Below are 12,817 nucleotides of genomic sequence, written 5' to 3' on the forward strand. Positions count from 1 at the left end.
GTGAACCAAGCTTCAGCTATCGACGTTAAACAATTGGGCAAGGTCGGCGTCCTGTTCGGCGGCAGCTCGGCCGAGCGCGAAGTGTCGCTGATGTCCGGCACGGGCGTGCTGGCTGCACTGAAAAGCCGTGGCGTGGACGCGCATGCGTTCGATACGGGCGAACGCAGCCTGGCCGAACTGGCTGCTGAAAAATTTGACCGCGTCTTCATCGCGCTGCACGGCCGCTTCGGCGAAGACGGCAGCCTGCAGGGCGCGCTCGAGCAATTGGGCATTCCCTACACGGGTAGCGGCGTGATGGCGTGCGCGGTGGGCATGGACAAGGTCTATACCAAGATGATCTGGCTGATGCACCAGCTGCCGACGCCACAGTACGCGGTGCTCAATGACAGCTCCGACTTGGCCAAGGTGGTCGCGGAACTGGGCTTGCCGCTGATCGTCAAGCCGCCGCATGAAGGATCGAGCATCGGCATCACCACCGTCAACGAAGCATCGGCCTTCCAGGCGGCCTACGATATTGCCGCTGGCCTCGATGATTCGGTGCTGGCCGAGGAATTCATCAAGGGCCGCGAATTCACCGTGGCGATCCTGGGCCAGGGCGCCACGGCGCGCGCGCTGCCACCGATTGAAATCGTCGCGCCGCAAGGCAATTACGATTACCAGAACAAGTACTTCACGGACGACACGCAGTATTTTTGTCCGCCGCAGCTGGACCAGGCAATCGTGGCGGAAATGGAGCGCATCGCCGTGGCAGCCTACCGTGCCCTCGGCTGCGAAGGCTGGGGACGCGTGGACGTGCTGATGCGCGCGGCCGACAGCAAGCTGTTCCTGCTGGAAGTGAATACCTCGCCCGGCATGACGGGGCACTCGCTCGTGCCGATGGCGGCGCGTGCGGTGGGCATCAGCTATGAAGACCTGTGCCTGGAAATCGTCGCTGGCGCGCGACTGAAAATGCACAAGGGACAGCACTGATATGTGGCATGACGCTAAAAGCCTCAATACGACTGCCAACGGCTTGCTGGCCGCGGTTCTGGTCGTGTGCGTGGCCGCCGGCGTCTGGTGGGTGTCGCAGCGTCCCATGTTCGACCTGCGCACGATCAAGGTGGAAAGCGCGGACGACAAGGGTTTGCGCCACGTGAATTACCTGACCCTGCGCAGCGGCACCCTGGGCCGCATCAAGGGCAATTTTTTCACGACCAACCTGGAAAGCGTGCGCGGCGTGTTTGAATCGGTGCCCTGGGTGCGCCGCGCCAGCGTGCGACGCGAGTGGCCGAACCAGCTGATCGTGGCGCTGGAAGAACACGAAGCGCTGGGTACCTGGGGCGAGGATGGACGCCTGCTGTCGGTCAAGGGCGACGTGTTTACGGCCAATGTGGCTGAAGCCGAAGATGACCATGAATTGCCTGCCTTCGCCGGCCCCGATGGCAGCGAGAAGGAAGTACTGGCCACCTACGTGCAGCTGGCAAAGTGGTTTTCACCGCTGAAGATGGTGCCGGAAACCCTGTCGCTGTCGAGCCGCTATGCATGGACCGTGAAACTGGACAATGGCATGAGCGTGGCGCTGGGGCGCGAGCAGAATCATACGACCCTGAAGGCGCGCGTCGACCGGCTTGTAGGTATCTACCCGCAACTGGCGAGCCGGCTGGAAAATATCGACACGATCGATATGCGCTACCAGAATGGCCTGGCGCTCAGTTCCGCCGGCCTGGTGATACCGGCCGAAGGCAAGGATGGCAAGCCGCAAGCGGCGATCAAGAAGAAAAATGGCAGTCCGATTAAAAAACCGACTTAACTTAATAATCAATTTAGCAATAGCCCAAAAAATTAGGCGACAGAAATGACAAAAGACGCGAAAAACCTGATCGTCGGCCTCGACATCGGCACCTCGAAAGTGGTGGCGGTGGTAGCCGAAGTGATGTCCGACGGGCGCCACGAAGTGATCGGGCTGGGCCAGCACGAATCGAAGGGCCTGAAAAAAGGCGTGGTGGTCAATATCGAGGCCACGGTGGAGTCCATCCAGCGCGCGCTGGAAGAGGCCGAGCTGATGGCCGACTGCAAGATCCGCAATGTCTACGCGGGCATTGCGGGCAGCCATATCCGCAGCTTCAATTCCAGCGGCATGGTGGCCATCAAGGACAAGGAAGTGACGGCGACCGACGTGGCGCGCGTCATCGAGACGGCAAAAGCGGTTAACATTCCGACCGATCAGCAATTGCTGCACACGGTGCCGCAAGAGTTTATCGTCGACAGCCAGGAAGATGTGCGCGAGCCTATCGGCATGAGCGGCATCCGCCTGGAGGTGAAGGTGCATATCGTCACCGGCGCCGTGTCGGCAGTGCAGAACATCGTCAAGTGCGTGCGCCGCTGCGGCCTGGAAGTGTCGGACCTGATCTTGCAGCCGATGGCGTCTGCCGATGCGGTGCTCACGCCCGACGAGAAGGAACTGGGTGTGGTGCTGATCGACATCGGCGGCGGCACGACCGATGTGGCGGTATTCTCCGATGGCGCGATCCGCCATACGGCAGTCATTCCCATCGCCGGCGACCAGATCACCAACGACATCGCCATGGCCTTGCGTACCCCGACCGCGGAAGCGGAAGAAATCAAGATCCGCTATGGCGTGGCCAAGCAGGTCCTGGCCGACCCCGGCGAATCGCTGGAAGTGCCAGGCCTGGGCGACCGCGGTCCGCGCAACCTGTCGCGCCAGGCGCTGGCGGCAGTGATCGAGCCGCGCGTCGAGGAGTTGTTCGCGATGGTGCACCAGGTGGTGCGCGAATCCGGTTATGAAGGCGTGCTGTCGTCGGGCATCGTGCTCACCGGCGGCACTTCCATCATGCCAGGCATGGTGGAAATGGCAGAAGATATTTTCCTGAAACCGGCGCGCCTGGGCACGCCCGAGTATCGGGGCCAGCTGGCCGACGTGGTGCGCAGTCCGCGCTATGCCACGGTATTGGGTCTGCTGCTGGAAGCGAAGAAGCAATACCTGCGCGGCCACATCGTGACGCGTCAGGACGGCTCGGTGAAGGCAGTCTGGCAGCGCATGAAGGAATGGTTTTTAGGGAATTTTTAAGGGCATGATTTTCGCCCGGCAGCACAGGTTTTTTGGCAGCATCGCAGGTACACACACATAACTTTATTTTATATTTAACCGCAGTTTTCAATCTCCAGTTCTCCTACCAATATGAGGCCTGGCGCTTGGAAACCGCATCTGATAGGAGCACATCATGGAGTTCGATATGGTCGATAACACAGCTTTAGGTACCGTCATCAAGGTCGTCGGCGTCGGCGGTGCGGGTGGCAATGCAGTCCAACACATGATCAACAAAGGCATGTCGGGTGTGGAGTTCATTGCCGCCAACACCGACGCACAGGCCCTGTCGACATCGAAGGCCCACAACATCATCCAGATCGGTGATACCGGTCTGGGCGCCGGCATGAAGCCTGCCGTCGGTCGCCAGCTCGCCGAAGAATCGCGTGCACGCATCGCCGATTCGCTGCGCGGCGCGCACATGGTCTTCATCGCTGCCGGCATGGGCGGTGGCACGGGCACGGGCGCCGCTCCTATCGTGGCCGAAGTGGCCAAGGAACTGGGCGCGCTGACGGTCGCCGTGGTATCGAAGCCATTCTCGTACGAAGGCCAGAAGTGCATGGACATCGCCGACGAAGGCCTGGAGCAGTTGTCGCTGCACGTCGATTCGCTGATCATCATCCTCAATGAAAAACTGGAAGAGATCTACGAAGACGAAAGCATGCTGGAATGGATGCAGCATGCCGATGATGTGCTCAACAACGCGGTGGCCGGCATTGCCGAAATCATCAACGTGCCGGGTCATATCAACGTCGACTTCAACGACGTGAAAACCATCATGGGCGAGCAGGGCAAGGCCATGATGGGTACGGCGACCGCTTCCGGCGTCGACCGCGCGCGCATCGCCGCCGAACAGGCTGTCGCTTCGCCGCTGTTGGATGGCATCGACCTGTCCGGCGCGCGCGGCGTGCTGGTCAACGTCACGGCCAGCCGTGGCTTGAAGGGTAAAGAGATCAAGGAAGTCATGGCTGCCGTGCGCGCCTTTGCCGCACCGGACGCGTCGATTGCGCAAGGTATCGCCTACGACGACGCCATGGGCGACGATATCCGCGTTACCGTGGTGGCCACGGGCCTGGGCCGCGCGAAGAAAAACATCCAGCTGGTACCGCAGCAAGTGCTGCGCACCGGCACCCACAACAGCCCTCTGACTCCATCGGCTGCCATGGGTGGCGCGCAAGCGGCGACGACGACGGTTGGCGTGGCGACGCCGGCTGCCGGTTTCGACGGCATGAAGGCGCCGGCAGTATGGCGCCGCGAATCGGCTTCCGAGCAGGTGCGCGCGATGGAAAAGAATGGCATGGAAACGTACGACATTCCAGCCTTCCTGCGCAAACAAGCCGATTAAGGTGGTTTGATGCAAGCAAGCATGACGGCGGCCTGAGGGTCGCCGTTTTTTTTGCCGGTTTTTGACTTTTGCCTTTGCCTTTCCGGCCATTTTCTGCACAAATGCGGCAAGTCAGGCATACTATTGCGCAGTGTCGGCAGCATGCCGGCAGAAGCAGATCACGGGCGCTGTCCGCTCCACGGAACGGGCGGCGTCCATAACCGACAGTACACAAGGAGTCAACATGACCATCAAGATCGGCGACACCCTGCCAGAAGGCACCCTGGCCGAATTCATCGAAAGCGAAACCGAAGGTTGCGCACTGGGCCCGAACACGTTCAACGTGCAAGATTTGGTCAAGGGCAAGAAGATCGCCATCTTCGGCCTGCCAGGCGCGTACACCCCGACCTGCTCCGCACAGCACGTGCCAGGCTATGTGCAGCACGCTGCCGACCTGAAAGCCAAAGGCGTCGATGAAATCTGGTGCATCTCCGTCAACGACGCGTTCGTGATGGGCGCCTGGGGCCGCGATCAGAAAGCCACCGGCGTCGTGCGCATGATGGCTGACGGCAACGCCGCCTTCAGCAAGGCCCTGGGCCTGGATGCTGATTTTTCCAAGCACGGCATGGGTACGCGCTCGCAGCGCTACTCGATGCTGGTCGACAATGGCGTCGTGACGCAGTTGAACGTCGAGCAGGGTGGCAAGTTTGAAGTGTCGAATGCCGAGACGCTGCTGGGCCAACTGGCTTAAGTTATATGGGGTCAGACCCGGCGGGTCTGACCCCTTCAAAAAACGGCGCCATCGGCGCCGTTTTTTTATTGCACCTGCGGTTTCGTTGCCTCGAACATGGCCGCATCGATGCTGAACGAATAATCGTCCTGCAGCGCGAAATAGCTGCGCGCTTCCTCGGGCGCGCCATCGAACAGGTTGCGGATGGCCGAGACTCTTTCGGCGGGCGTGCGCATGCGCGCCACCCACTCGTCAAACTGCATCGGCAGTTTCCACACGCTGCGCAATTGATGCGTGAATCCCGCATGGTCGAACTTGGCGCCCCACTCGCAGCTGCGGTAGTCGCGTACGTGCGAGGCATCGCGCAGCATTTCCACCGCCTGCAGGGTGCTGTCGTACAGGGCCGTCCTGGGCGCCACGATGTCGACCACTAATAAGGTGCCGTTCGGGCGCAGCACGCGCCACGCTTCCGCCAGCGCTGCCGCCACATCGTTCCAGTGGTGCGCGGAAAAGCGCGTGACGACCATGTCGAAGCTGGCGTCGGCAAACGGCAAACGGGCCACGTCGCCCTGCTGTGTGCTGATGTTGTGCAAGCCACGTTGCGCCCCCGCGTAGTCCACCACGTCGAGCATCGGCTGCGCCAGGTCGTAGGCGACGACCGAGTGCGCCACGGGGGCGACGGCAAAGCTGGCGTGGCCGGCGCCGCAGCCCAGGTCCAGGACGATGGGCTTGCCATGGCGGCGCGCGCATTCCTGCATCAGCACCAGGTCGGCACCTTGCGCGTGTACCGCGCTGCTCAGGTAGGCGTTGGCCGTCTTGCCAAACTGTTCAGTGACAACATCGTGCTGCTGCATGGTTTTCTCCTGTTGATGGGTGAGTTCCTGCAGAATAGGGATAAAATTATCCTGTAACAAGACCATAACTTATACTGGTATATTTATTACCATGCATCCCTGCCATGTCGAGCAAACTCGCTGAATTCATCCGCGCCCGGCGCGAAGCCGTCACTCCCGCCATGGCCGGCTTGCCCGGTGGCGGGCGGCGGCGCACGCCGGGTTTGCGGCGCGAAGAGCTGGCGCAACTGTGCGAGGTCAGTCCCACCTGGCTGACGTGGCTGGAACAGGGGCGGCCCGTGTCGGCCTCGGCCAAGATGCTTGCCCGCCTGGCGCAGGTGTTGCAGCTGAGCGCGGCCGAGCGCGCCTATCTGTTCGAAGTGGCCGACAAGCATGACCCCAGCCACAGCACAGGCGAGGGCGAGGGGCCTGCGGCCGCCGAGCTCGCTGCCATCGTCGCCGCCATCGACGCGCCAGCGTACATCCTGGACCGGGAATGGAATGCCGTGGCGTGGAATGGGGCGGCGTCCACGCTGTTCACCGGCTGGCTGCATGGCGAAGTTGCCGCGCCGAACCAGCTGCGCTTCATGTTCCTGGAACCTGGAGCGCGTGAGCTGGTTATCGGCTGGCCCGAGCGGGCGCAGCGCCTGGTGGCGGAGTTCCGCGCCGATATCGGCCGACAGGCGGACCAGGCGCCGCTGGCCGGCCTGATCGCCGAGCTGGCCGGCGCCAGCGTTGAATTTCGCCAGTGGTGGGGCGCGCAGCAGGTGCTGGGCCGCGATGGGGGATTGCGCCGCTTCCAGCACGCGCAACAGGGGCTGCTTGCGTTCAATCAGGTGACCCTGCACCTGGCGCGCCAGCATGAATTGAAACTGGTGATGCTGTTGCCGGTGTCATAAGGTAAACGGCCGCGCTTGCTATAATCGGGCGGACGGTGTGGCCTTGCCAACCGGTCCTGGCTCCGGCCGTCGCCATGATGACGGTCCCGTTCTTTTGCCCGGAGTCTGTCCTGATACCCCGCAACCAAAACCTGCGCAGCATCTATGTGATGCTGGTCGCCGTCGCCATGTTTTCCTTGATGGACACAGCCATGAAGCTGCTGTCCGCCCATTATCCCGCCATGCAGGTGACGGCCTTGCGCGCCCTGTCGTCCCTGCCGCTCGTCTGCCTGTACCTGCTGTACCGCGGCGCCTTCAAGAACGTGCTGAAGGTGCGCTGGCCGCTGCACTTGCTGCGCGGCGCGCTGGGCGTGCTGATGATTACCCTGTTCGCCTACGGCTTGAAGCGCATGTCGCTGGCCGAGACGTACGCGCTGTTCTTCGTCGCGCCCTTGCTGATCACGGTCCTGTCGGTGTTTATCCTCAAGGAAAAAGTCGACCTGGCACGCTGGTGCGCGATCGGCGTGGGTCTGCTGGGCGTGCTGGTGGCGCTGCGCCCGGACGGATCGGGATTTTTCTCGCTGGCCGGCCTGGCCGTGCTGGGTTCGGCCGCCTGCTACGCCATATCAGCCGTCACGGGGCGCATCCTGAGCCGCACGGATGCCAGCGAAAGCATGGTCTTCTGGCTGATGGTGATGATGGCCATCGGTGGCGTGGCCCTGTCGGCGCATGAGTGGGTGAGCATCCGGCGCGAAGACTGGTGGCTGCTGGCTGGCTTGTCTGTCAGTGGTTTCCTGGGCCAGCTGGCCATCACGGAGGCATTTCGCTTTGGCAAGGCGTCCAGCGTGGCGCCATTCGAATACTCGGCCCTGGCCTGGGGCATGGCCCTGGACTGGATGCTGTGGCGCGCCTTGCCCGATGAATACACCCTGATCGGCGCGGCCATCATCATCGGCAGCGGCATTTACCTCGTGCGGCGCGAAGCCGTGCACGCGGAAAGCGAACATCCGTGAGGAGCGGTTGTGGTATTTCTGGCGTGAGCCATGCCGCGCTGCAACGAAAATCCGGCAAATAGATATAATCGACAGATGTTAAAACAACGCACTATTAAACAACAGGTCCGCACCATCGGTGTCGGTTTGCACTCTGGCACCAAGGTCGAGCTGATCTTGCGCCCTGCCGCGATTGACACGGGCATCGTGTTTCGCCGCATCGACCTCGATCCCATCGTCGAGTTCCCCGCCAGCGCCATGGCCGTGGGCGATACGCGCATGGCTTCCGTGCTGATCAAGGATGGCGCCAGGGTTTCCACCGTGGAACATCTGATGTCGGCGGCGGCCGGCCTGGGCGTGGACAATATGTATATCGACGTGAATGCGGAAGAAATTCCCATCATGGATGGTTCCGCCTCGTCCTTTGTCTACCTGCTGCAGCAGGCTGGCGTGGAAGAGCAGCAGGCGCCGAAGAAATTCATCAAGGTCATCAAGCCGGTGGAAGTGCGTCACGGCAAGGGTGACGCGGAGAAATGGGCGCGCCTGTCGCCGTACGACGGCTTCAAGCTCGATTTCTTCATCGAATTCAACCATCCGGCCGTCGATGGCACGATGCAGCGCGCCTCTGTCGACTTTGGCGACGTGTCGTACGTGCACGACGTGGCGCGTGCGCGCACCTTTGGTTTCATGCAGGACGTGGAAAGCTTGCGCGGCATGGGCCTGGCGCGTGGCGGTTCGCTGGAAAACGCCATCGTCATGGATGAGTACCGTATCCTCAACGCCGATGGCTTGCGCTATGAAGACGAGTTCGTGCGCCACAAGATTCTCGACGCCATCGGCGACCTGTACCTGGTGGGCCATCCCTTGCTCGCGTATTACACGGCGCACAAGTCGGGCCACGCACTGAACAACCAGCTGCTGCTGGCGCTGCTGGAGCAGCCGGAAGCGTATGAAATTGTCTCGTTCGATACCAACGAGGCGGCGCCGCAATCCTACCTGCGCCAGATGGAGCGCGAGTGGTCGTTGACCTGATCTGAGCGACACCTCATTAAACCTACTGCGCGTCGGTATAGGCGGCCTGCGATGCTCACCGTACCTTCGTACGGTTGCGCTTCTTAGCCACCTCTCCCTTCCGCTCGCTACGGTTTTCTGAGGTGTCAAAATGTTGCCGGGCAGTCTTAATCTTTAGGTTCGCGGTGGTGGCGGACCATGTTGCGCAGCGCCGCGATCAATTGCTCGTTCTGTTTCGACGCGGGCAGGGCCGTGCTCAGTTCTTCCAGGGCCGACATGGCTTTTTCTGGCAAGACCAGCGCGCGCGTATGCACGATGGGCGCGATGCTCTTGATCACTTGCACTTTCAGCTTGATGCCTGAAATCTGCCAGCCTTTCCGTTCCAGTTCCCCCTGCAGCTTCGGCAACTGCTGCTTGAGCTTGGCTGCCAGCGCCGCGTTCGGCGTGGCCAGCACCAGTTGGCCGCTCTCGAATTGCAGGATGTCGCAATGCTCGAACATCGCCGGCAAGGCCTTGGCGCAATCTTTTTGCAGGGCGGCCAGGCGTGTGACGGTGGGCATCAGTGAGGCCATCGTGGCGTTGCCGCGCAGAAAATCGGTCGCGCCCGTGACGGCCGGGCCTGAACGGGCAAAGCCGTAGCCGCGGCGCGGTGCCGGAGAGTAAGTGGGAGTTCGCATGGCCGAAACATAGCACACTCGCCCGCGCATGACGAGTGCGGCGGCGGGTACGGCGCAAGCTGGCCGGTCGTATTGCCTTACAGTATGGAAAATGTCGGCAATTTCTGCCATTTGTTTGTCATTAAGCTATTGTTATATGGTGCATTAGCCCAACCTTGGCGGGAACGCATGATAAAATCATCGTCTTTTGCCATAGTCGAACTCCGTGCGGTCACGCGATTATTACCTCGTTGTCACCTACCGAGCTTTTTTTAACGGCGTTTTTTCAAGAATTCAAGCATGTCATTACTGACCCAGATTTTCGGTAGCCGCAACCAGCGGCTGCTCAAGCAATACCAAAAAACGGTACGCGAGATCAATGCGCTCGAGCCGGCCATCGAAAAGCTGTCGGATGCCGAGCTGCAAGCGAAGACGCCTGCCTTCAAGGAACGCATCGCCGCTGGCGAATCGCTCGACGCCTTGTTGCCGGAAGCATTTGCCGTCTGCCGCGAGGCCAGCAAGCGCGTTCTGCGCATGCGCCACTTCGATGTGCAGATGATCGGCGGTATGGTCTTGCATTTCGGCAAGATCGCAGAGATGGGCACGGGCGAGGGCAAGACCCTGATGGCCACCTTGCCAGCCTACCTGAATGCCTTGTCCGGCAAGGGCGTGCATATCGTCACCGTCAATGACTACCTGGCGCAGCGCGATGCCGAGACCATGGGCCGCCTGTATGCATGGCTGGGCCTGTCGACCGGCGTGAACATGTCGCAGATGGAGCACAGCGCCAAGCAGCAGGCGTACAACTCCGACATCACGTATGGCACGAATAACGAATTCGGTTTCGACTTCTTGCGCGATAACATGGTCTACGAAGCGCGCGAGCGCGTGCAGCGCAGCCTGAACTTCGGCATCGTCGATGAAGTCGACTCGATCCTGATCGATGAAGCGCGTACGCCGTTGATCATTTCGGGTCAGGCCGAGAACCACACGGACCTGTATTACAAGATCAATGAAGTGCCTGCATTGCTGACTTTGCAGATCGGCGAAGAAACGCCCGATGGCAAAGGCAAGGTTGACGTTCCGGGCGACTACACCAAGGATGAAAAGGCGCACCAGGTGCTGCTGACGGAAGCGGGCCACGAAAAGGCCGAGCGCATCCTGATGGAAATGGGCTTGCTGCCGGAAGGCGCATCGCTGTACGATTCGGCCAACATTACCCTCGTGCATCACCTGTATGCGGCCCTGCGCGCGCATGCGCTGTACTTCAAGGATCAGCACTACGTGGTGCAGAACAGTGAAGTCGTCATCGTCGATGAATTCACGGGCCGTCTGATGACGGGCCGCCGCTGGTCCGATGGCTTGCACCAGGCCGTCGAAGCGAAAGAAGGCGTCAAGATCCAGAACGAGAACCAGACCCTGGCCTCGATCACCTTCCAGAACTACTTCCGCATGTACGCCAAGCTGGCCGGCATGACCGGTACGGCCGATACCGAAGCGTACGAATTCCAGGAAATCTACGGCCTGGAAACGGTCGTTATCCCGCAAAACCGTCCGTTGCAGCGTAAGGACCGCCAGGATCAGGTCTACAAATCGTCGGCGGAAAAATACAACGCGATGTTGAACGACATCCGCGATTGCTACGAGCGCGGCCAGCCCGTGCTGGTGGGTACGACCTCGATCGAAAACTCGGAACTGCTGTCGGGCATCCTGACCAAGGCCAGTTTGCCGCACAACGTGCTGAACGCGAAGCAGCATGCGCGCGAAGCGGAAATCATCGCTCAGGCAGGCCGTCCGAAAGCCATCACCATCGCTACCAACATGGCAGGTCGCGGTACGGACATCGTGTTGGGCGGTAACGTTGAAAACCAGATCAAGTTCATCGAAGCCAATGCTGAATTGAGCGATGCCGACAAGGCCGCCCAGTCGCAGACCCTGCGCGATGAATGGCAATCGCTGCACGACCACGTGGTCAACGCGGGCGGCTTGCACATCATCGGCACCGAACGCCATGAATCGCGCCGCGTGGACAATCAGCTGCGTGGCCGTGCCGGTCGCCAGGGCGATCCGGGTTCGTCGCGCTTCTACCTGTCGCTTGACGATGCGCTGCTGCGCATCTTCGCCGGCGACCGCGTGCGCGCCGTGATGGACCGCCTGAAAATGCCGGAAGGCGAACCGATCGAGGCAGGTATCGTCTCGCGTTCGATCGAATCGGCCCAGCGCAAGGTCGAAGCGCGCAACTTCGACATTCGCAAGCAATTGCTGGAATACGATGACGTCGCCAACGACCAGCGCAAGGTGATTTACCAGCAGCGTAACGAGTTGCTGGAAACGACCGACATTTCGGAAATGATTGGCTCGCTGCGCCACGGCGTGTTCACCGACCTGGTGCACGAGTACGTGCCGCACGAATCGGTGGAAGAGCAATGGGATATCAAGGGCCTGGAAAATACCCTGTCCAGCGAATGGCAGCTCGACATGCCGCTGCGTTCCATGCTGGAAGCCGATTCGACCCTGACGGACGAAGAGATCCTGGAAAAAGTGCTGGTCGCGGCAGATGCCGTGTACCAGTCGAAGATCGATATCGTCGGCAAGGAATCGTTTGGCGGCTTCGAACGCAATGTCATGCTGCAAAGCGTCGACAGCCACTGGCGCGAACACCTGGCGGCGCTCGATCATCTGCGCCAGGGTATTCACCTGCGCGGTTATGCGCAGAAGAACCCGAAACAGGAATACAAGCGCGAAGCGTTTGAACTGTTTGGCCAGATGCTTGACATGATCAAGAACGACGTCACGAAACACGTGATGACGGTGCGTATCCAGTCCCGCGAAGAAGTCGATGCGGCCGAACAGGCGATGCAGCAGTCGCACGTGGAAAACGTGCACTACCAGCATGCCGAGTTCGATCCGAACGCGGCGCCGGAAGAATTGCTGGCGCCAGCGGCCGGCGGCAACATGGACAACGTCGATGACATGAGCGTGAGCATGGGCGTCAAAGTGGGCCGCAATGACCCATGCCCTTGCGGCAGCGGCAAGAAGTACAAGGCTTGCCACGGCAAGCTGGCTTAAGCGCGGTTTGTCAGCGTGAACAAAAAACGGAGACCGCGGTCTCCGTTTTTTTTGGCTCTGTCCCCGATAAGTAGGGGAATTCCGAGAATTTTCCTGGGGCCCTGCTGTCTGACTGTAGATATCAGACAAACGGGAGTCTTCCATGCAGCCAGCCCAGTGGAAAACCTTCATCGCCCAGTTCACCGCACTGAGCCAGCGTCAACGCCTGGCGAGCATCGCCCTGCTGCGCGGGGCAGCGC

Annotated in this window: 11 protein-coding genes; 9 read left to right on the forward strand and 2 right to left on the reverse strand. The window is 60.8% G+C overall.

Annotation, left to right across the window (positions count from 1 at the left end; genetic code table 11):
• The 5 genes from ACQ4WN_RS17125 (at position 1) to ACQ4WN_RS17145 (ending at position 5,160) form a co-directional block, all read left to right on the forward strand.
• A complete protein-coding gene (locus ACQ4WN_RS17125) occupies positions 1-969 on the forward strand; it encodes a D-alanine--D-alanine ligase (protein WP_436552622.1) in 969 nt (322 codons plus the stop codon).
• Position 970: 1 nt separating this feature from the next.
• On the forward strand, positions 971-1,789 hold the full coding sequence (locus ACQ4WN_RS17130; protein ID WP_436552623.1) for a cell division protein FtsQ/DivIB: 819 nt from the start codon (positions 971-973) through the stop codon (positions 1,787-1,789).
• A gap of 45 nt (positions 1,790-1,834) precedes the next feature.
• Entirely contained in the window at positions 1,835-3,067 is a 1,233-nt protein-coding gene (gene ftsA / locus ACQ4WN_RS17135) for a cell division protein FtsA (RefSeq protein WP_010394955.1), read from the forward strand.
• A 154-nt stretch (positions 3,068-3,221) separates the two neighbouring features.
• Entirely contained in the window at positions 3,222-4,430 is a 1,209-nt protein-coding gene (gene ftsZ, locus ACQ4WN_RS17140) for a cell division protein FtsZ (protein ID WP_102295543.1), read from the forward strand.
• A 223-nt stretch (positions 4,431-4,653) separates the two neighbouring features.
• The gene (locus tag ACQ4WN_RS17145) at positions 4,654-5,160 is read left to right on the forward strand and encodes a peroxiredoxin (protein WP_436552624.1); all 507 of its coding nucleotides are present in this window, start codon (positions 4,654-4,656) and stop codon (positions 5,158-5,160) included.
• A 65-nt stretch (positions 5,161-5,225) separates the two neighbouring features.
• Here the strand turns inward: ACQ4WN_RS17145 and ACQ4WN_RS17150 are convergent, their stop codons facing one another.
• Positions 5,226-5,993 (reverse strand): class I SAM-dependent methyltransferase, encoded by a 768-nt coding sequence (locus ACQ4WN_RS17150; protein WP_436552625.1) that lies wholly within the window; start codon positions 5,991-5,993, stop codon positions 5,226-5,228.
• 104 nt (positions 5,994-6,097) lie between these two features.
• Here ACQ4WN_RS17150 and ACQ4WN_RS17155 point away from each other — a divergent pair, with 104 nt between their 5' ends.
• From ACQ4WN_RS17155 to lpxC, 3 genes are all read left to right on the forward strand, one after another.
• A complete protein-coding gene (locus ACQ4WN_RS17155; RefSeq protein ID WP_436552626.1) occupies positions 6,098-6,871 on the forward strand; it encodes a helix-turn-helix transcriptional regulator in 774 nt (257 codons plus the stop codon).
• Positions 6,872-7,020: 149 nt separating this feature from the next.
• A complete protein-coding gene (locus ACQ4WN_RS17160) occupies positions 7,021-7,863 on the forward strand; it encodes a DMT family transporter (RefSeq protein ID WP_436552635.1) in 843 nt (280 codons plus the stop codon).
• A 75-nt stretch (positions 7,864-7,938) separates the two neighbouring features.
• A complete protein-coding gene (gene lpxC / locus ACQ4WN_RS17165) occupies positions 7,939-8,874 on the forward strand; it encodes a UDP-3-O-acyl-N-acetylglucosamine deacetylase (RefSeq protein ID WP_436552627.1) in 936 nt (311 codons plus the stop codon).
• Between the two features lie 146 nt (positions 8,875-9,020).
• Here lpxC and ACQ4WN_RS17170 read toward each other — a convergent pair whose 3' ends face one another.
• Positions 9,021-9,530: a DciA family protein gene (locus ACQ4WN_RS17170; protein ID WP_099665424.1), complete on the reverse strand. Its 510-nt coding sequence runs from the start codon at positions 9,528-9,530 to the stop codon at positions 9,021-9,023.
• Between the two features lie 279 nt (positions 9,531-9,809).
• Here ACQ4WN_RS17170 and secA point away from each other — a divergent pair, with 279 nt between their 5' ends.
• A complete protein-coding gene (gene secA / locus ACQ4WN_RS17175; protein ID WP_436552628.1) occupies positions 9,810-12,578 on the forward strand; it encodes a preprotein translocase subunit SecA in 2,769 nt (922 codons plus the stop codon).
• Positions 12,579-12,817: the final 239 nt, after the last annotated feature.

The sequence above is a fragment of the Janthinobacterium pasteuri genome, assembly GCF_051380775.1.
GTDB lineage: Bacteria > Pseudomonadota > Gammaproteobacteria > Burkholderiales > Burkholderiaceae_D > Janthinobacterium.

Coding starts and splice junctions, on each gene's coding strand:
- ACQ4WN_RS17145 (WP_436552624.1), top strand. CDS start 4,654: ATGACCATCAAGATCGGCGACACCCTGCCAGAAGGCACCCTGGCCGAA.
- ACQ4WN_RS17155 (WP_436552626.1), top strand. CDS start 6,098: ATGTCGAGCAAACTCGCTGAATTCATCCGCGCCCGGCGCGAAGCCGTC.
- lpxC (WP_436552627.1), top strand. CDS start 7,939: ATGTTAAAACAACGCACTATTAAACAACAGGTCCGCACCATCGGTGTC.
- ftsZ (WP_102295543.1), top strand. CDS start 3,222: ATGGAGTTCGATATGGTCGATAACACAGCTTTAGGTACCGTCATCAAG.
- ACQ4WN_RS17160 (WP_436552635.1), top strand. CDS start 7,021: ATGCTGGTCGCCGTCGCCATGTTTTCCTTGATGGACACAGCCATGAAG.
- ACQ4WN_RS17170 (WP_099665424.1), bottom strand. CDS start 9,530: ATGCGAACTCCCACTTACTCTCCGGCACCGCGCCGCGGCTACGGCTTT.
- ACQ4WN_RS17150 (WP_436552625.1), bottom strand. CDS start 5,993: ATGCAGCAGCACGATGTTGTCACTGAACAGTTTGGCAAGACGGCCAAC.
- secA (WP_436552628.1), top strand. CDS start 9,810: ATGTCATTACTGACCCAGATTTTCGGTAGCCGCAACCAGCGGCTGCTC.
- ftsA (WP_010394955.1), top strand. CDS start 1,835: ATGACAAAAGACGCGAAAAACCTGATCGTCGGCCTCGACATCGGCACC.
- ACQ4WN_RS17130 (WP_436552623.1), top strand. CDS start 971: ATGTGGCATGACGCTAAAAGCCTCAATACGACTGCCAACGGCTTGCTG.